The organism is Stenotrophomonas sp. Ste96 (genome assembly GCF_024519495.1).
Lineage (GTDB): Bacteria > Pseudomonadota > Gammaproteobacteria > Xanthomonadales > Xanthomonadaceae > Stenotrophomonas > Stenotrophomonas bentonitica_A.
This window is the reverse complement of the sequence record NZ_JALJRX010000006.1, coordinates 94,908-112,791: the sequence shown is the minus strand read 5'-3', so window position 1 is coordinate 112,791 and position 17,884 is coordinate 94,908. Positions and strand designations below refer to the sequence as shown.

At 69.1% G+C, this 17,884-nt stretch carries 15 protein-coding genes; 4 read left to right on the top strand and 11 right to left on the bottom strand.

Annotated elements, in window-relative coordinates; genetic code table 11:
• Positions 1–116 precede the first annotated feature (116 nt).
• The 5 genes from bioC to bioB all read right to left on the bottom strand — a co-directional run bounded on the left by bioC (position 117) and on the right by bioB (position 4,967).
• Positions 117–1,001, bottom strand: coding sequence for a malonyl-ACP O-methyltransferase BioC (gene bioC, locus OC373_RS15435; RefSeq protein WP_261998005.1), 885 nt, complete (start codon positions 999–1,001; stop codon positions 117–119).
• Between the two features lie 37 nt (positions 1,002–1,038).
• Complete coding sequence (locus OC373_RS15430) at positions 1,039–1,821, bottom strand: SDR family oxidoreductase (RefSeq protein ID WP_261998004.1); 783 nt, start codon at positions 1,819–1,821, stop codon at positions 1,039–1,041.
• 59 nt (positions 1,822–1,880) lie between these two features.
• On the bottom strand, positions 1,881–2,642 hold the full coding sequence (gene bioH, locus OC373_RS15425) for a pimeloyl-ACP methyl ester esterase BioH (RefSeq protein WP_070426159.1): 762 nt from the start codon (positions 2,640–2,642) through the stop codon (positions 1,881–1,883).
• Between the two features lie 16 nt (positions 2,643–2,658).
• Positions 2,659–3,870 carry an 8-amino-7-oxononanoate synthase gene (gene bioF, locus OC373_RS15420; protein WP_070426158.1) on the bottom strand — a complete coding sequence of 404 codons (1,212 nt, stop codon included), beginning with the start codon at positions 3,868–3,870 and terminating at the stop codon, positions 2,659–2,661.
• 62 nt (positions 3,871–3,932) lie between these two features.
• The gene (gene bioB / locus OC373_RS15415; RefSeq protein ID WP_261998003.1) at positions 3,933–4,967 is read right to left on the bottom strand and encodes a biotin synthase BioB; all 1,035 of its coding nucleotides are present in this window, start codon (positions 4,965–4,967) and stop codon (positions 3,933–3,935) included.
• A 70-nt stretch (positions 4,968–5,037) separates the two neighbouring features.
• Here bioB and OC373_RS15410 point away from each other — a divergent pair, with 70 nt between their 5' ends.
• The 3 genes from OC373_RS15410 to OC373_RS15400 all read left to right on the top strand — a co-directional run bounded on the left by OC373_RS15410 (position 5,038) and on the right by OC373_RS15400 (position 6,931).
• Positions 5,038–5,751, top strand: a complete 714-nt coding sequence (locus OC373_RS15410) for a ComF family protein (protein ID WP_261998002.1) — start codon at positions 5,038–5,040, stop codon at positions 5,749–5,751.
• Between the two features lie 71 nt (positions 5,752–5,822).
• The gene (locus tag OC373_RS15405; RefSeq protein ID WP_070472478.1) at positions 5,823–6,383 is read left to right on the top strand and encodes an HdeD family acid-resistance protein; all 561 of its coding nucleotides are present in this window, start codon (positions 5,823–5,825) and stop codon (positions 6,381–6,383) included.
• Positions 6,384–6,430: 47 nt separating this feature from the next.
• Positions 6,431–6,931: a hypothetical protein gene (locus OC373_RS15400; protein WP_261998001.1), complete on the top strand. Its 501-nt coding sequence runs from the start codon at positions 6,431–6,433 to the stop codon at positions 6,929–6,931.
• A 24-nt stretch (positions 6,932–6,955) separates the two neighbouring features.
• Here the strand turns inward: OC373_RS15400 and OC373_RS15395 are convergent, their stop codons facing one another.
• From OC373_RS15395 to OC373_RS15370, 6 genes are read right to left on the bottom strand one after another with little or no spacing between them, the layout of a single operon-like run.
• Positions 6,956–8,761: a sugar porter family MFS transporter gene (locus tag OC373_RS15395; protein WP_261998000.1), complete on the bottom strand. Its 1,806-nt coding sequence runs from the start codon at positions 8,759–8,761 to the stop codon at positions 6,956–6,958.
• A gap of 53 nt (positions 8,762–8,814) precedes the next feature.
• Complete coding sequence (gene nagA / locus OC373_RS15390; protein WP_261997999.1) at positions 8,815–9,930, bottom strand: N-acetylglucosamine-6-phosphate deacetylase; 1,116 nt, start codon at positions 9,928–9,930, stop codon at positions 8,815–8,817.
• The gene (locus tag OC373_RS15385) at positions 9,927–10,703 is read right to left on the bottom strand and encodes a DeoR family transcriptional regulator (RefSeq protein WP_261997998.1); all 777 of its coding nucleotides are present in this window, start codon (positions 10,701–10,703) and stop codon (positions 9,927–9,929) included. Before OC373_RS15385 ends, nagA begins: the two co-directional genes overlap by 4 nt.
• A gap of 34 nt (positions 10,704–10,737) precedes the next feature.
• Entirely contained in the window at positions 10,738–12,066 is a 1,329-nt protein-coding gene (locus OC373_RS15380; protein ID WP_261997997.1) for a D-tagatose-bisphosphate aldolase, class II, non-catalytic subunit, read from the bottom strand.
• 23 nt (positions 12,067–12,089) lie between these two features.
• The gene (locus tag OC373_RS15375) at positions 12,090–13,016 is read right to left on the bottom strand and encodes an ROK family protein (RefSeq protein WP_261997996.1); all 927 of its coding nucleotides are present in this window, start codon (positions 13,014–13,016) and stop codon (positions 12,090–12,092) included.
• A gap of 6 nt (positions 13,017–13,022) precedes the next feature.
• On the bottom strand, positions 13,023–14,180 hold the full coding sequence (locus tag OC373_RS15370; protein WP_261997995.1) for an SIS domain-containing protein: 1,158 nt from the start codon (positions 14,178–14,180) through the stop codon (positions 13,023–13,025).
• Positions 14,181–14,513: 333 nt separating this feature from the next.
• Here OC373_RS15370 and OC373_RS15365 point away from each other — a divergent pair, with 333 nt between their 5' ends.
• Entirely contained in the window at positions 14,514–17,873 is a 3,360-nt protein-coding gene (locus tag OC373_RS15365) for a TIM-barrel domain-containing protein (protein WP_261997994.1), read from the top strand.
• Positions 17,874–17,884 lie beyond the last annotated feature (11 nt).

The following is a 17,884-nucleotide window of genomic DNA, read 5'->3' as shown; positions in this document are numbered from 1 at the left end:
GGCCAGGGCCGCCGTGCGGCCAGCCGACCAACGGTCGGCTCTACGGGATCACCGTGATCACCGCGGCCGGCGCGATCACCGCGGCCGGCGCGATCACCTCGATCAGCGCGATCGGCTCAGGGCGTTCTGCGGCGGATCGGAATCGCCGACACCGGCACCGTGGCGACATCGTGCCCGCGCTCGCGGATCGGGGCGCCACCTTCCGGCGCCCAAGCGTGTGCGTAGATCACTTCCCAGCTGCTGGGCAACTTGCCGTCGTCGCGTCGCAGCGGCTCGTAGGCGGCACGCGCGGCATCGAAACGCCCGCGCCCGGTCAGTGTGTGGCGGCGGTCCTGGCGCGCGTTGGTGGCGCCGATCGCCTGCAGCTCGCGCATCAGCGCGGTCAGGTCGTCGTAGGTCAGGGTGAACAGGTCGCGGTCCAGCACCGGATCGCGGAAGCCGGACATCATCAGCGCATCGCCGAACTGCGCGATCGGGGCGAAACGACTGACATGCGGCACCGCGTCGGCGGCGGCGAACGCATCGCGCAGTTCGATCAGCGTCTCCGGCCCGAACGTGGAGACCAGCAGCAGGCCGCCCGGCTTGAGTGCACGGCGGAACCCGGCGAACACCGCCGGTAGATCCTCCACCCACTGCAGGCACAGGTTGCTGAAGATCACATCCACGCTCTGGTCCAGCACCGGCAACGCCTGCGCGTCGCCGCACACGCGCGAGAACGGCTTCCACCAGCCGGCCTGCTTCTTTGCTTCGCGCAGCATCGGCTGGGCCAGGTCCAGCGCGATCACCTGCGCCTTGGGCCACCGCTTCTTCATCAGCGCGCTGGCGTGGCCGGTGCCGCTACCGACATCGAGCACCACCTGGGGCTGGCGGTTTTCCAGGTAGTCCAGCGATTCGAGCAGGCGCTTCTCCACCTCGCGCTGCAGCGCGGCGGCGGCGTCGTAACTGCGGGCGGCGCGCGAGAAGGCGCGGCGGACGTGATGCGGATCGAAGCTGGACGTCATGGGGTACTCACGGCTCAAAACGGTGGTGCGGGTGGAATCAGAAGGTGCCCGGGTAAGCGCCGCCATCGATCAGCAGGTTCTGCCCGGTGATGTAGCCGGCCTGCGCGCTGCACAGGAACGCGCACGCGGCGCCGAACTCGTCAGCGGTGCCGAAACGGCCCGCGGGAATGTGGGTGCGTTTGCGTTCGGCCAGCTGGCCGGCGTCGATGCCCTGCTGCTGCGCCAGGTAGGCGAAGTTGCCGCGCAGGCGGTCGGTATCGAACTGGCCCGGCAGCAGATTGTTGAGGGTGACATTGTGCGCGACGGTCTTGCGGGCCAGTCCGGCCACGAACCCGGTCAGTCCGGAGCGTGCGCCGTTGGAGAGCCCGAGGATGTCGATCGGGGCCTTCACCGACGAGGAGGTGATGTTGACCACGCGGCCGAAGCCGCGCTCGATCATGCCGTCCACGGTGGCGCGGATCAGCTCGATCGGGGCCAGCATGTTGGCATCCAGCGCGGCGATCCAGTCTTCGCGGCTGAACTGGCGGAAATCGCCTGCCGGCGGCCCGCCGGCGTTGTTGACCAGGATGTCGATCTGCGGACAGGCGGCCAACGCAGCGTCGCGGCCTTCAGTGGTGGCGATGTCGGCGACGACCCCGATCACCCGGCGCGCACCCGGCAGGGCCTGCAGCTCGAGCACGGCGCGGTCCAGGGCCGCTTCACCGCGCGCGGCGATGACCACGTTGACGCCTTCGCGTGCCAGTGCGCGCGCGCAGCCCAGCCCGAGGCCTTTGCTGGCGGCGCAGACCAGGGCCCAGCGGCCGGCGATTCCAAGATCCATGGGTCAGTCCTGTGGGGAAAGGCAGGCGTACATGATCGGCGATGCGTGGCCGGAACAGGTCAAGACAGTGCGGCAACGAAGTGTTGCAGCTGCGTGGCGACCTCGTCGGTATGGCCCAGGAACGGCGCGTGCCCGCCCTGGGCGACCACGTGGGCCTGCGCGCCCGGCGCCCGTGCCGCGGCGGCCTGCATGGCCCGCGCCGAGACCAGGCGGTCGCGCTGGCCGGCCAGCCACAGGCTCGGTTTGCCCAAGGTGGCCAGGGCGCCGCGCAGGTCGGTGTTCTCCAGCAGGCGCAGGCCTTCCTGCAATGCGCGCGGGGCCGGTTCACCGCGGGCGACCAGCATTTCGCGCAGCGTGCGCAGTTCCTGCCGCGCGTGCTCCGAGCCCATCGCATCCAGCGCCAGGAAGCGCTCCAGCGTGCCGCGGTAGTCCTGCGCGAGATCCTGGCCGAACTGCTCGAACACCGCCGGCTCCACTGCGTGGGGCCAGTCATCGCCGCGCACGAAACGCGGCGTGGCCGCGATCATCGCCAGGCCGCGTACCTGCGGCAGCGTGGCGGCGGCATGCAGGGCGAACAGGCCACCGAGCGACCAGCCGCACCAGACCGCTGGTGGCGTGGCGGCGGCGATGGCATTGACCACGTAGGGCAGGCGCAGTGGCGTGGTGTCGTCACGGCTGGCGCCGTGGCCGGGCAGATCCACCAGGTGCAGCTGGACGTGCGCGGACAGGCGCTCCACCAGCGGCGCGAACACACCGCCATGCAGGGCCCAGCCGTGGATGAGGACCAGTGCCGGGCCCTGGCCGATGACCTCGATATGCATGCTCAACGCTGCGGCATCACGCGGTCAGGGCATTCAGTGCGTGCTGCTGGACCGCAGTGTCGCGTGCATGGGCGATCGCATCGACCAGCGCGTGGACCTGTGCCGGCGCATGCAGCGCGGACAAGGTCACGCGCAGGCGCGCCTTGCCCTCGGGGACGGTCGGCGGGCGGATCGCGCTGACCAGGAAACCGGCTGCTTCCAGCGCGGCCGACATCGCCATCACGGTGGACTCGGCGCCGCACAGCAGGGGTTGGATCGGGGTATCGGATGGCATCAGTTCCAGACCGTGCTGGCGGGCGCCGGTGCGGAAAAGGCCGATCAGTTCGGCGAGCTTCTCGCGGCGCCAGTCATCGCGGCGCGCCAGCTTCACCGCGGCCAATGCGGCGGCGGCCTGGGCCGGCGGCACGGCGGTGGTGTAGATGTAGGGGCGTGCCGTTTCGGCCAGGTGCTGGATCATCGCCTCATCGCCGAGCACGACCGCACCGCTGCCGCCGAGCGCCTTGCCGAGTGTCGCCAGCTGCAGCGGCACATCGTTGACGCCCAGGCCGGCCTCGGCCACGCAGCCGCGGCCGTGTTCACCGACCACGCCGATGCCATGCGCGTCATCGACGTACAGCAGCGCGTCCTGCATGCGCGCCACCAGCGACAACGACCGCAGCGGCGCGATGTCGCCGTCCATGCTGAAGACGCCGTCGGTGGCCAGCATCGCCGCGCCGCTGGGCGCGTGCTTGAGCTGGCGCAGTGCGCCTTCGGTATCCAGATGCGGGTAGCGGCGCAGGCGGCAACCGGCCAGGCGCGAGGCATCAAGCAGGCTGGCGTGGTTGAGGCGGTCCTGCACGCAGACATCGTCCTCCTCGCTGAGCAGCGCCTGTTGCACGGCGAGATTGGCGGCGAAACCACTGCCGAACAGCAGGGCCCGCGGATAGCCGAGCCAGTCGGCCATCTCCCGTTCGAGCGCGTCATGCAGCGCGTGGTGGCCGCAGATCAGGTGCGAGGCGGTCGCGCCGGCGCCTTCGCGCGCGGCGGCATCCTGCAGTGCGCTGACCACGCCGAACTGCTGCGACAGACCCAGGTAGTCATTGCTGCAGAAGTTGGTCAGCCAGTGGCCATCCACTTCCAGCTGCACGCCATCGCGCCGGCTCACCACGCGGCGCACCCGCAGGCGCCCCTGCGCGTCGCGGAGCTTGCGCTGGGCCTGGATGCGGTCGTGCAGATCAGGACGGGCCATGGTCGTCAGGGGGTCCGGGTGGGCCGTTAGCGTACCCGGTTGCCGGGCCCGCTGCTCGGGGCTCAGGCCGCGCGCCCGCAGGGGCCGCCGGCGGTGATGTCGGCATGGACCGTACCCGGGTGGTCGTGCCCGGTGGCATCCACCGTGACCGCCATCGGGCGCAGGCCCAGCCGTTCGAACAGGGCCAGGTCGCGTTCGGTGTCCGGGTTGCCGGTGGTCAGCAGCTTTTCGCCATGGAAGATGGAATTGGCCCCGGCCAGGAAGCACAGCGCCTGCAGCTCATCGCTCATCGCCTCGCGCCCGGCCGAGAGCCGCACCATCGAACGTGGCATGACGATGCGGGCCACTGCGATCATCCGCACGAACTCGAACGGGTCCAGCGCGGCAGTGCCGTGCAGCGGGGTACCGGCCACCTGCACCAGCCGGTTGATCGGCACCGAATCCGGATGGGCGGGCAGGGTGGCCAGCGCCAGCAGCAGGCCGGCGCGATGCTCGCGCGTCTCGCCCATGCCCACGATGCCGCCGCAGCAGGTCTTCAGCCCGGCATCGCGGACATGCGCCAGCGTGTCCAGACGGTCCTGGTACTGGCGCGTGTGGATGATCGAATCGTAATAATCCGGCGCGGTGTCCAGGTTGTGGTTGTAGTAGTCCAGCCCGGCCTCACGCAGCGCGGTGGCCTGCTCGCCGCTGAGCATGCCCAGCGTAGCGCAGGTCTCCAGGCCGAGCGCCTTCACCTCGCGGATCATCGCCGCCACCTTGGGGATGTCGCGGTCCTTGGGCGAGCGCCACGCCGCGCCCATGCAGAACCGCGAGGCGCCGGCCGCCTTGGCCTGGCGCGCCTTGGCGACCACCTCGTCGGTGGCCATCAGCTTCTGTGCGTCCACGCCGGTGCTGTAGCGCTGCGCCTGCGGGCAGTACGCGCAGTCTTCCGGGCAGCCGCCGGTCTTGACCGAGAGCAGGGTCGAGATCTGGACGTCCGCCGGGTCGAACTGCTCGCGGTGCACGCTGGCCGCGCGATGCAGCAGGACCGGGAAGGGCAGCGCGAACAGGGCCAGTACCTCTTCGCGGTGCCAGTCGTGGCGGATGACAGAAGCCATGGGAGTGTCCTGACAGATAGTGGAACGAAAGGGCGGCAGTCTGGTGAGGCTGCCACCATCTGTCAACCATATGATTCTCTCTAAAGTTTACGGTGCGCTGGGTTGGCTGGGCTGGCAGATCCTGCCGTTGCGCTGCCTGGTCTGCGATTGTCCCGGCGAGGACGGCATGGACCTGTGCCGCGCCTGCCATCGGGCGCTGCCGTGGAACGACCGTGCCTGCCGGCGTTGTGCCCTGCCGCTGGCGGTGGACGACCCCGGGGACGTCGACGGCGATCACTGCGAGCGATGTGTGGACGACTGTCCCCGCCAGGCGGCGGCCAGTGCCGCGTTCCTGTACGCGCCGCCGATCGACAGGCTGCTCATCCGGTTCAAGTTCCACCAGGATCTGGCCGCGGGACGGTTGCTCTCGCAGCTCATGCTGCAGCGCGTGCCGTCGTTTCTGGCCGGGCCGCTGCAACCGATGCCACTGCACCGCCGCCGCTTGCGCCAGCGGGGCTACAACCAGGCGCTGGAACTGAGCAAGCCACTGGCACGCGGGCTGTGCTGCCCGCTCTGGAACGGGCTGCAGCGCACCCGCCAGACCGCCGCGCAATCGACGCTGGATGCGGACGCCCGGCGCTGCAACCTGCGCGATGCGTTCGCCGTGCGTGGGCATCCGCCCGCCGGGCTGACCATCGTCGATGATGTGATGACCACCGGGGCGACCACCGATGCCGCGTTGCGCGCGCTGCAGTATGCCGGCGCCGGGCCGATGCAGGTCTGGGTCTGCGCGCGGGTGCCGTAAGCCCCGTTGCCGCGCCCTGCACGGCGCGGGGTCGTACCATCGGCCCGTCATCATCCCCGCAAGGACGTCACATGAACCTGCCGCCGGATTCGCGCACTTCACCTCTTCTCACTGCCATCGGCCGCAGCTGGTGGGTGCTGATGCTGTACGGCGTGGTTGCCGTGGTCTTCGGGCTGATCGCGATCACGCGGCCCCTGTCGGCCGCCACCGCGCTGGCCTGGGCGATTGGCGTGATGGCCCTCGTGGAAGGCCTGATCAGTCTGTTCGCGCTGTTCGGCCGCAGTGGCGTGCCGCGCGGCTGGCTGCTGGTCTATGCGCTGGCTTCGCTGGTGTTCGGCGCGTTGGCTGTGCTCAACCCACTGGCCACGGCCAGCGTGCTGATCCTGCTGCTGGCGGCCTGGCTGATCGTCGCCGGCATCTACCGCATCGTGTTCGCGGTCCGGGTGCGCAAGGAAATCCAGGGCGAGTGGCTGCTGATCCTCAGCGGCGTGCTGGCCATCGTGCTCGGCGCGATGATGGTGGCCAACCCGATGGCGGGCATTGCCGTCACCACGCTGTGGATAGGGATCGGCAGCCTGCTCTATGGCGTACTGCAGATCGTGGTGGCCTGGCGCATCCGCCGCCTGCGCTGAGCACGCGCAGCGGCGATACTCGTGTCCCCACACAAGGAGAAACAGGCATGCGCAGTTGTCTGCTGATCGCCACCATGATGCTGGGTGCCGGACTGAGCGCCTGTACCCAGGCACCTCCTGCGCCGGCGGCGATCGAGACACCGGCGGGCGTCGCACCGCTGGCGAACGCACGCATCCAGATGCGTGAGGTGGCCGAGGATGCCCGCCACCGCGGCGTCACCCCGCTCAAGGACCGCGACGGCAACGTGCTGCCCCTGATCGAGCCGGCCTTCATCACCACGGCCGACATCGCCTCGGTGGCCGTGGGCAGCGACGGGACCACCGGACACGGGACGCTGATCCTGCGCTTCACGGATGCCGCGGCGCCGCGGATCCTCGCCGCGACGGAAGCGCGCGTCGCCAAGCGTGTGGCGTTTACCGTTGGCGATCAGGTCATCAATGTCGCCGTCATCGCCGGCCCCTTCGCACAGTCCATGCAGGTGAGCGGACTGGACAGCACCGGGGAAGCCCACCGGCTGTATACCGAGATCACCGGCAAGGCGCCCTGAGCCTTTCGCGATCCGCCGAGGGGCTCAGCGGAAATTCGCCTCGATCTGCTCCAGCGATTTGCCTTTGGTCTCCGGCAGCCAGAATGCGGCGATGAGGAAGTACAGCAGCGTACAACCGGCCCAGAAGAAGAACATGCTGGCGTAGCCGTGGTGGCCGACCGTGGGCAGGAAGATCGCGGCGATCACGGTGGAAACGAACTGGTTGATCAACAGCGCGATGCTCATGCCGTTGGAGCGGATGCGGGTGGGCATCAGCTCGGACAGCGCGAGCCACACGCACACGCCCGGGCCCACCGCGAAGAACGCCACGAACAGCAGGATGCAGCCGGCGACCAGCCAGCCGTGGGTGGGCGAGGGCACCGGGCCGATCACCGCACGTTCGATCACCAGCGGCGCGTTCGCGGCCTGCGCCGGGTCCGGGAACGGGTTGAGATGCAGCGTGCGGAAGAAGCGGCCGATCACGCTGTCGGCGGAGACCGCATCTTCGCGGCGGATCTGCAGCGTGGCGTCGATCGGGTTGTCGCTGCGCAGTGAGCGCACGTTGCTGAAGCCACCGTAGGCATAGGACACGGTCAGCTGCTGCGGTGCGGTGCCGGCGTTGCCGTCCAGGCGCTGCCATTGCGCGGCATCCAGTGGCAGCGACAAGGTGGTGCCACTCACCTGCTGCTGCAGCGCGGCCTGCACATCCAGCCGCCCGCGTTCGCTCTGCACGAACAGCAGCGCCGCAGCCAGAAGCGACAGCGTGATGCCGCCACTGCCCAGCATCAGCAGGAACTTGCGGCCTTTGCGGTCCACCAGCAGCAGCGCGACCACCGTCATCACGGCATTGAGCAGCTTGATCGCCACATCGGCGCCATTGGCCACCGAGCCGGGCAGGCCGGCCTGGTTGAGGATGTTGACCGCGTAGGCCAGCACCGAATTGATGCCGGTGGCCTGGGTGAAGGCCAGCACCAGGCAGGCCAGCACGAACGGCCACACGTAGCGGCGGCTGAGCAGCGGGTCGCGCTTGCCGTTGCGGCCGGTCTGCATCTCTTCCGGGGCCTGCATGCGCTGCAGGGTCGGCTCCACCTCGTCCGCGGCCACGGTGCGCTGCAGAGCACGGCGCGCCTTGGCGATGCGGCCACGGCGCACGAGCCAGCGGGGGGATTCACTGATCAGCAGCACGCCCCCGGTGAACACCAGCCCAGGCAGCAGGCAGCTCCAGAAAATGGTGCGCCAGGCGTGATCCTTGACGTCGAACAGCAGGCGCTGCTGCTCGGCACCGGGCAGATGGCGCACCGCGGCCGTCGCCGCATCCACTGCATGCGCGTGGTACAGCCCGATCACGGCCGCCAGCACCAGGCCGATGGTCAGCAGCAACTGGAACATCGCCGCGCCACGCCCACGTCGTTCCGGGCTGAGCACTTCGGCCAGGTAGAGCGGCACGACGACACCGATCAGGCCGCCACTGATGCCCTGCAGCAGGCGCCCCATCAACAGCGCGCCATAGCCATCGGACAATGCCATCACCGGAATGCTCGCGGTGAACAGCACGCCGGCCAGCAGCATCGCGCCACGGCGGCCGATCAGGTCGGCGACCATCCCGGCGAACAGCGAGGACAGCACACTGCCCAGCAGCACCGCGGCGACCACGAAACCCAGCTGCTGGCTGGTCAGGTGCCAGCTCGCGGTGGCGGTGGCCTCCAGATAGGGCAGGGCGCCGGCGATGATGCCGATGTCGATGCCGTAGAGCAGCCCGCCCATGCCACCGATGAACAACAGATAGCGTACCGGCCAGCGTGGCGCGGAAGCGCCGGCGTGCACGGGCATGGCTGCGGAAACGTCGTTCATCGTGCCGGTCCTGTCTGCTGCTGCGTGCGCCATGGCGGCGCGGGAGTCCACGCTCAGTCGAGCGCGATGTCGTCGCCTTCCACCACCACGCCGCGCACGCGCAGGTCGTGGTCGAGCACCACAAGGTCCGCCCAGGCACCGGTCGCGATACGGCCGCGGTCATCGATGCCGAGGTAGTCGGCCGGGTAGCGCGACAGCCGGTTGGAGGCATCGGCGATGTCCAGGCCGAGCGAGACCAGGTTGCGCAGCGCCTGGTCCATGGTCAGCGCGCTGCCGGCCAGCGAGCCGCTCGACAGCCGCACGCAGCCCAGGCACTTGTGCACGCGCTGCACGCCGAGCGCGTATTCGCCATCGGGCATGCCGGTAGCGGCGGTCGCATCAGTGACGCAGTACAGGCGCGGAATCGCGCGCAGCGCGGTGCGGATCGCGCCGGGATGCACGTGCTGCAGATCGGGAATGAGTTCGGCGTACTGCGCATGCGCGAGTGCGGCGGTGGCGATGCCCGGGTGGTAGTGGTCCACGCCGGTCATGCCGTTGAACAGATGGGTGAAGCCGGCCGCACCGGCGTTCAATGCGGCCACGCCGTCTTCATAGCTGCCGGCGCTGTGACCGAGCTGCACGCGGATGCCGAGCGCGCTCAGGGCAGGAATCAGCGCGAGGTGCTGGCCGATTTCCGGGGCGAGGGTCAGCACCTTGATCGGGGCGATTGCGTGCAGGCGCTTAACGTCGGCCAGGGTGGCCTCGACCACCAATGGTGGCTGCGCGCCCAGGCGCTGTGCGCTGATGAAGGGGCCTTCCAGGTGGACGCCGAGCACGCGCGCCATGCCGGGTTCGCGCGTGGCGATCGCAGCGGACAGGCCTTCAAGCGCCCGCGTGATGTCGTCTTCCTGCGCGGTCATGGTGGTGCCCAGCAACGCGGTGGTGCCATGCCGGGCGTGCGCACGCGCCACCGTCCGCGCGGTCGCGCCGCCCTGCATGATGTCCACCCCGGCCCCGCCATGCACATGCAGGTCGATGAAGCCGGGCAGGATCAACGGGACCTCCGCATCGTCGCGCGGGTCGGCGTGCTCGGTGTCGATGGCAGTGATGCGCTGGTTGAAATGGAGATCGCCGCGGACCCAACCGGTGTCGGTGAGCAGGCGGCCGTGCAGGGAGCGGGACTCGGTCAAGGCGGGGACTCGGCGATGATCACTTCGACGCCCAGCCGCTGCAGCCCTTCCAGGTACTCGGGCTCGATGCTGGCGTCGGTGATGATGGTATGGACCTGGTCCAGCCGCGCGATGCGGTGCAGGCTGACCCGGCCGAACTTGGAGGCATCGGTCAGCACCACAATGCGGCGCGCGCGCTCGACCATGCGGTGGTTGAGGCTGGCTTCGGCCTCATGGTGGGTGGTCAGGCCGAACTGCAGGTCCAGGCCGTCCACACCAAGGAACAACGTGTCGAAGCTGTAGGTATTGAGGCTGGCTTCGGCCTGGCTGCCATGCAGCGACAGCGACTGCTTGCGCAGCAGCCCGCCGGTGAGCAGCAGCTCCACGCCGGGCGCATTGGCCAGCTCCCAGGCGATGTTGAGCCCGTTGGTCATCACCGTCACCTCGCGATGCCCGCGCAGGTGCCGCGCCAGGGTCATCGTGGTCGAGCCGGAATCGATGATGATGTTGTCGCCGGCCTTGACCAGCTTGGCCGCCTCGATACCGATGCGGTCCTTCATCGGCAGGTTCAGCGCATCCTTCTCGTGGATGTCCTGTTCCTGCGGCGGCGTGCGCACCAGCGTGGCGCCCCCGTGGGTGCGCGTGGCCAGCCCCTGCGACTCGATGTGGGTCAGGTCGGCGCGGATCGTCACTGCCGACACCGCAAAGCGCTCCACCAGCTCGCTGACCTGCACGTTGCCGTGCTCGACCAGGGTCTGGAGGATCTGTTGGCGGCGCTGCCGGGTGTTTCGCATGGGGGCGATTCCGTTCGAAAGGGAAAGCCGAAGCTTACCGTTCCGAAAGCTCCTTGGCCTGCCGGGTTTCGTTATGCGTGCCCGACACGTTGCGATTGCAGGCCCGGGCGTACTCGGCCAGGCGCAGCGCGACCTTGTGCTGGATCAGCGCCAGCGGCTCGGGTTGCAGCTCGCCGGCTTCGATCGCCTTGAGCTGTTCGGGCATGAACTGGCTGAGCAGCATCTGCGGCGGCGCGTGCGCGGTGAGATTGGCGATGAGCGTATCCAGCGCGGCCTGCACCGCCGGCTCGCCCCAGTAATAGCGGCTGCGGTCGCTGAGCGAATACGCGCGCAGCAGGCGCAGTTCGTGTGCATCGCCCTGGTAGTAGCTGCGCCAGCTGCCGGGCTTGTCGACCATGCAGCGGTCCAGCACCTCGATCAGCTGCGAACGCTGCGTGGCCGGCAGCAGCTCGCGCTCGATCATGGCCAGCGCGAACACCGCTTCGCGGAAGGCATAGGTTGCCGCCGGGCCGACTTTCAGGATCGCGAAGTGATCGCGGACCAGCGCGTGCAGGCCGGCTTCGGTCTGGTAATCGGTGGAGTGCGCTTCGAACACGATGCGCGGCTGCTGTTCGACGAAGGCCGACAGGTCCGCGGCGGCGGCAGGGTCGTAGTAGTGCACGCTGCTGTGGTCGAAATCCACGCCGGGCTGCACCACCATCGCGATCACGCGCTCCCAGGCGGGCAGCAGGTCCGGGGCGGAAAATGCTTCGCGGTGGATGGCCAGGGTGGTGGCCGCGGCCGCCGGCGTCGTCACCTGCAGGCCACCGGCCAGCGAGGCCTCGCCGCCGGGAATCGGCACTTCGGTGCCGATCACGTAGACCGGCGGCGGCAGCCCGTGCTCGGCAGCGGTGCGCTCGGCAATCCGCGCCAGCTCGGCCGAGCGCGCCGCGACGATGGCGTCCGGCAACGGGGTCGGGTCATCGGCGCAGGACATGCTGCAGTCCAGGTGGATCTTGTGGAAACCGGCGGCCACATAGGCGGCGATCAGCTCGCGGGCGTTGGCCATTGCGGCCGCTGCGGGGCCTTTCTGCCAGGCATTCGGACCGAGGTGGTCGCCGCCGAGCACCAGCCGCTCGGCCGGGAAGCCCGCATCGCGCGCCAGCTGCAGCACGTAGTCGCGGTACTGCGGTGGGGTCATGCCGGTATAGCCGCCGAACTGATCGACCTGGTTGGAGGTCGCCTCGATCAGCAGCAGGGTGTCGTAACGCTGCGCCACCTGCATCGCGGCCAGCAACACCTGCGCGTTGCTGCAGCAGACGCTGTACAGCCCGACGGGGGCGCCCTGGCGATGGGCGGCGATCAACGATTGGACGGCGGACATGGCAACTCCAGTAACAGCGGTGTTCAGGGGGAGGGATGGTGCTGGCGCGCGAGCAGGGCGGCGCCCCGCGCACCGCCGGCATCGCCGAAGGTGGGCGGCAGGATCGGCGGCACGCGCACGCCGGTGAACAGGTACGGCGCGATCGCGGCCGGCAGATCGCGATACAGCTGCTCCAGCTTGGACAGCCCACCGCCGAGCACGATCACGTGCGGATCGAGCGCGAGAATCAGGCTGGCGAAGCTGTAGCCGAGCAGGTCGCGGTGGATGGCCAGGGCCTGCTGCGCGATCGCATCGCCGGCCTGCGCGCGTGCGACCACCTCGGCAGCATCCAGCGCTGTACCACCGCGCCGCGCATGGATCATCGCCAGGCCGCTGCCGGACACGTAGCGCTCCAGGCAGCCGCGCAGGCCGCAACCGCAGTCCAGCAGCGGCAGATCGTGGCGCTGCTGCAGTGTGGCGGGCAGGCTCCAGTGGCCCCACTCGCCGGCGATGCCGTTGTGCCCGGCGATCAGCCGGCCGCCGACGCAGAAGCCACCGCCCGCACCCGTGCCGAGGATCGCCCCGAACATGCTGGGGTAGCCGGCGGCGGCGCCGTCATGCGCTTCGGACAAGGCAAAGCACTGCAGATCGTTGCCCAGTTCCAGCGGGCGCTGCAGGAGAGCCTGCAGGTCCGCCCCGACTGTGTGACCGGTCAGGCTGGGCACATTGGCACTGAGCTGGCGGCCGCTGGCGCGATCACGCACGCCGGGCAGGCCAAGGCCGACGGCGACCCCGCGCTGGCCGAGCGCGGCATCCGCCGCATCGACCAGATCGACGATCGCCTGCAGGAACGCAGCGTAGTCCCGGGTCGGCGTCGGTACGCGCTGGCGATGATGCACCGCCAGCGCGGCGTCGCACGCGACCAGCTCGATCTTGGTGCCGCCGATGTCGATGCCGTACCAGGTCTGCATGCGTGCTCAGCCGTGGGGGTGGATGGTCACGCCCTGCACCACACGGTTGACCGTGCCGTCGGGGAAGGGATTGTCCGGGGTCATGCCGAGCGCGGCCGAACGCTGCAGCGCATAGCACTGCGGCGCCAGCAACCACAGCGGGGCCAGCCACGGATCGGGCAGTGCAGGTGCGGCGAGGACGAAGTCGCCGTCGGCGCGGTCCGCATCGTCCGGCCCGATCGACAACACCCGCCCGGCGATGCCGTCGCGGCGCAGTTCGTTCAACAGGTCCTCCTCGTAGCTGCGGGCGAGCGGTTGCGCGCTGCGCAGCATCACCACCAGGGTTTCGCCGTTGAGGGTGGACTTGGGACCATGGCGGAACCCCAGCGGGGTATTGGCCAGCGCCAGCACCTGGCCGGCAGTGAGTTCGAGCACCTTCAGCGCGGCCTCGCGGGCGACCGCTTCCAGCGGCCCACTGCCGAGATAGATGACGCGCGCGTATGGCGCCTGGGCCAGCGCGGCCACCGCCGCATCCCAGGCATCCAGCGCACGTTCGCCGTGGGTGGCGAGGGTGCGCAGCCGCTCCAGGCGCTGCGCCCACGGGGCGCTGTCGAACGCACTCAGCGCGGCCAGCAGCATGCAGCTCAGGCTGCTGGTCATCGCGAAGGCGCGGTCGCAGCTGGCCGCCGGCATCAGCAGCGACAGCGTATCGCTGCGGCCGTGACCACGCTTGGCGAGTTCGCCTTCGGCATTGCAGGTGATATCCACGAAGCGTGCGCGGTCGACCTGGTCGCGGACCAGATCCACCGCCGCCACGCTTTCCGGGCTGGAGCCGCTGCGCCCGAACGACACCAGCAGGGTCGGGCGGTCGCGGCGCAGGTACAGCGCCGGATGGGTCAGCAGGCTGGTGGTATGCACGGCGCGGACCTCGGCAGGCCACTGCGCATTGATCTGGTCGGCCACCATCTCGGCAATGAACCCCGAGCTGCCGGCGCCGGTGAAGATCACCAACTGGCCGGGATCGCGCAGGGCTTCCCCGAGGAAGCCGTCGATGCGCGCCCGCGCTGCGTCCAGCTGGCCGGCCAGCGCGGCCCACAGCCGGGGCTGCTGAGCGATTTCTTCGGCGGTATAGGCGCCACCGAGGCGCTGCCACGTGGGCAAATCAGGGAGCAGAGAAGCGTCCATTCGCAATTCCTGTTGGGCGACCGCACCTTCTGCGTTTTCTTTCGAAATGTCAAATATCGAAAGATAAAGAAAAGGTAGTTCGGTCACAGTTTTCGTCGTCTTCTTGGCGGGCTCCCGTCAGCGCTTCACCGGAATGCCGCGCCGCAGCAAGGTTTCGAGCGGTCAAAAACGCGTATTCAGGCGCCGTTTGGAAAGCAGGGCCGCACAGTATCTTTCGTTTTATGTAAATTATCCTTCCTTTTTCTTTGCAATTTGTTGACATCTTTCGAGACCCTGCCCTAGAGTCGGCCGCACTGGTTTCAGTTTCCCGCTGACCGCGGGCTTGGGGGCAAGGTGGACTTCCGGTTACGACGCACTGGTCTGACGATTGCACTGCTTGCCGCAGTGGCGCTGGGCGGCACCACCAGTGCCGCTCCGGTGGGCAACCTGCGTGCGATCAGTGCCACCCCCGCCAACGACGGCACCGCCGGCTGGACGCTCAGCACCGATACCGGCGCCACGGTGCGCGTGGACCTGTTGCGCGATGACGTCCTGCGCGTGCGCGCCGGCCGCAACGGCACGCTCACCGGTGCCGGCGACAAGGCCGCCCCGATCGTGCTGCCGCAGCCGGCCGCGAAGGTTGCCGTCCAACTGGAAGAGGATGCCAACGAGGTGCGCATCCGCACCGATGCGCTGGTCCTGCACATCCAGCGCCAGCCACTGCGCCTGGCGCTGGTCCGCCGCGAGGGCGACCGCGATGTCGCGCTGTGGCGCGAACTGCAGCCGCTGGACCTGGACAGGGACCAGAGCGTGCAGGTGCTCTCCAGCGAAAGCGATGAGCACTTCTACGGCGGTGGCCAGCAGAACGGCCGCTTCGAGTTCAAGGGCCGCGAACTGGAGGTGTCGTACTCCGGTGGCTGGGAAGAAGGCGATCGCGCCAACCCGGCGCCGATGCTGTTGAGCTCGCGGGGCTGGGGCATGCTGCGCAATACGTGGAGCGACGGCACCTACGATCTGCGCCAGGCCGACCAGGCCACGCTGCTGCACCGCGAAGACCGCTTCGATGCGTACTACTTCGTCGGGCCGAGCCTGCATACGCTGCTGGACCGTTACACCACGCTGACCGGCCGCGCCGGCCTGCTGCCGCGCTGGGCGTTCTCCTATGGCGACGCCGACTGCTACAACGATGGCAACAACATCAAAAAGCCGGGCAGCGTGCCCGACGGCTGGAGCGACGGCCCGACCGGCACCACGCCCGACGTGGTGGACAGCGTGGCCAGGCAGTACCGCGAGCACGACATGCCCGGCGGCTGGATCCTCCCCAACGATGGTTACGGCTGCGGCTACAAAAAGCTGCCCGAGACCGTGCAGGGGCTGGCGAAGTACGGCTTCAGGACCGGCCTGTGGACCGAGAACGGCGTCGACAAGATCGCCTGGGAAGTCGGCACCGCCGGCAGCCGCGTGCAGAAGCTGGACGTGGCCTGGACCGGCAAGGGCTATCAGTTCGCCATGGATGCCAACCAGTCCGCGTTCAACGGCATCATGGACAACTCCGATTCGCGCCCGTTCCTGTGGACGGTGATGGGCTGGGGCGGCATCCAGCGCTATGCGGTGGCCTGGACCGGCGACCAGAGCAGCAGCTGGGATTACATCCGCTGGCACATCCCGACCCTGATCGGCTCGGGCCTGTCCGGCATGGCCTACGCCAGTGGCGACGTGGACGCGATCTTCGGCGGCAGCGCCGAGACCTTCACCCGCGACCTGCAGTGGAAAAGCTTCACCCCCGTGCTGATGGGCATGTCTGGCTGGTCGGGCAATGCACGCAAGCACCCGTGGTGGTTCGATGAACCCTACCGCAGCGTCAACCGCGACTACCTCAAGTTGAAAATGCGCATGACCCCGTACATGTACGGACTGGCGCATGACGCGGCCACCACCGGCGCACCGCTGCTGCGCGCGCTGATGTGGGATTACCCGCAGGACCCGCAGGCCTACACCGAGGCGCACAAGTACCAGTTCCTGCTCGGCCGCGAACTGCTGATCGCGCCGGTGTACCGCAGCCAGGCCGCGAGCCGTGGCTGGCGCCGCGACATCCACTTGCCGCAGGGCCGCTGGATCGACTACTGGGATGGCCGCCAGCTGCAGGCCGGGGCCGAGGGACGTTCGCTGGACCGCCCGGTCGACCTGGCCACGATCCCGGTGTTCGTGCGCGCCGGCGCGATCATCCCGATGTACCCGGACATGCTCTACGACGGGCAGAAGCCGCTCGATGAAGTGACCTTCGACCTGTACCCGCAGGGTACCTCGCAGTACACGCTGTACGAAGACGATGGCGCCACCCGCCGCTATGAGAAGGGTGAATCGAGCACGCAGGCGATCACGGTGCAGGCCCCGGCGCAGGGCAGTGGCCCGGTGCAGGTGCGCATCGATCCGGTGCAGGGCAAGTACGCCGGCCAGCTGCCGCAGCGGCGCTATGCGCTGCGCGTGCTCAGCCGCCAGCGCCCCGCCGCCGTGACGCTGGACGGCCGTGCGCTGCCGATGCTGGCCGACCAGGCAGCATGGCAGGGCGCCAACGAAGGCTGGTACTTCGACGCGGCCGAACGCCGCGGCACCCTGCACGTACGCACTGCGCCGACCGACATCCGCCAGCCACTGGCACTCCAGCTGGACCTGCCGGTTGCCGCCGCGCCGGCCGACGATGCCTTCCCGGCCGCACCGGAACTGGGCCGCGCGCTGCCGTCGGACAGCCTGCTGGTGGTGAACCGCCCGGCCGAGGAGCAGGGCTATGAGATGGAGAAGGCGTTCGACGACGATCCGGCGACGTGGTTCCGCACCGTGCGCAACCAGGCGGTCAAGACCGGCGCGCACGAATGGGTGCTCGGCTTCGGCGAACGCAAGCTGATCGACGGCATCGAAATGGCGCCGCGCAACGACCAGCACTGGAAGAACGGCCAGATCCGCGACTACGAAATCTACATGGCCGACAGCAACGGCGAGTGGGGTGAGCCGATCAAGCGCGGTCGTCTGACCCTGCAGCAGGGGATGCAGCAGATCGACTTCCCCGCCCATGCCGGCCGCCTGCTGCGCTTCCGCGTGCTGAGCACGCAGAACCCGGAAGGTGATAGTGCCAGCGGTGCCGATCCGATGGTGACGGCTGCGCAGGGCAGCGTGGCACGTGCGGTGGATGCGCTGCAGCCGCGCGATGTCGGCCCGATCGTACTGTCCACCTTCCACGTGCTGGAGCATCCGCAGCCGGACGGCCCGGCGCAGCAGCTGTACCTGTCCGCGCTGCCGCTGCCGGTACCGTTGCAGGCCAGCGTTGCTGCCGACCACGCCTTCGGTGGGCAGGCGGAAATGCGCATGAACGGCCTGCATTTCCGCCGCGGCCTGGGCGTCAACGCCAGCAGCCGGATCGACCTGAAGCTCAACGGCAGCTGGCGCCTGCTGCGCGCCGATCTGGGTATCGATGATCAGTGCCGGACCGCCGGCGGCATGCAGTTCCAGGTGTGGGGTGACGGTCGGCTGCTGTATGACAGCGGCCTGGTCAACGCACCCGGCGTGGTCAAACCGGAGCTGGACGTGCGCGGCCTGCAGCGGCTGAGCCTGCGCACGCTCGGGGCGCAGGGCGACCACCCCGCGCAGGTCTGTGGCAACTGGGCCAATGCCGCCCTGATCGGACAGGAGGGCGATACCGCCAGCATCGTGTCGCCGTAACCGAAGAAACA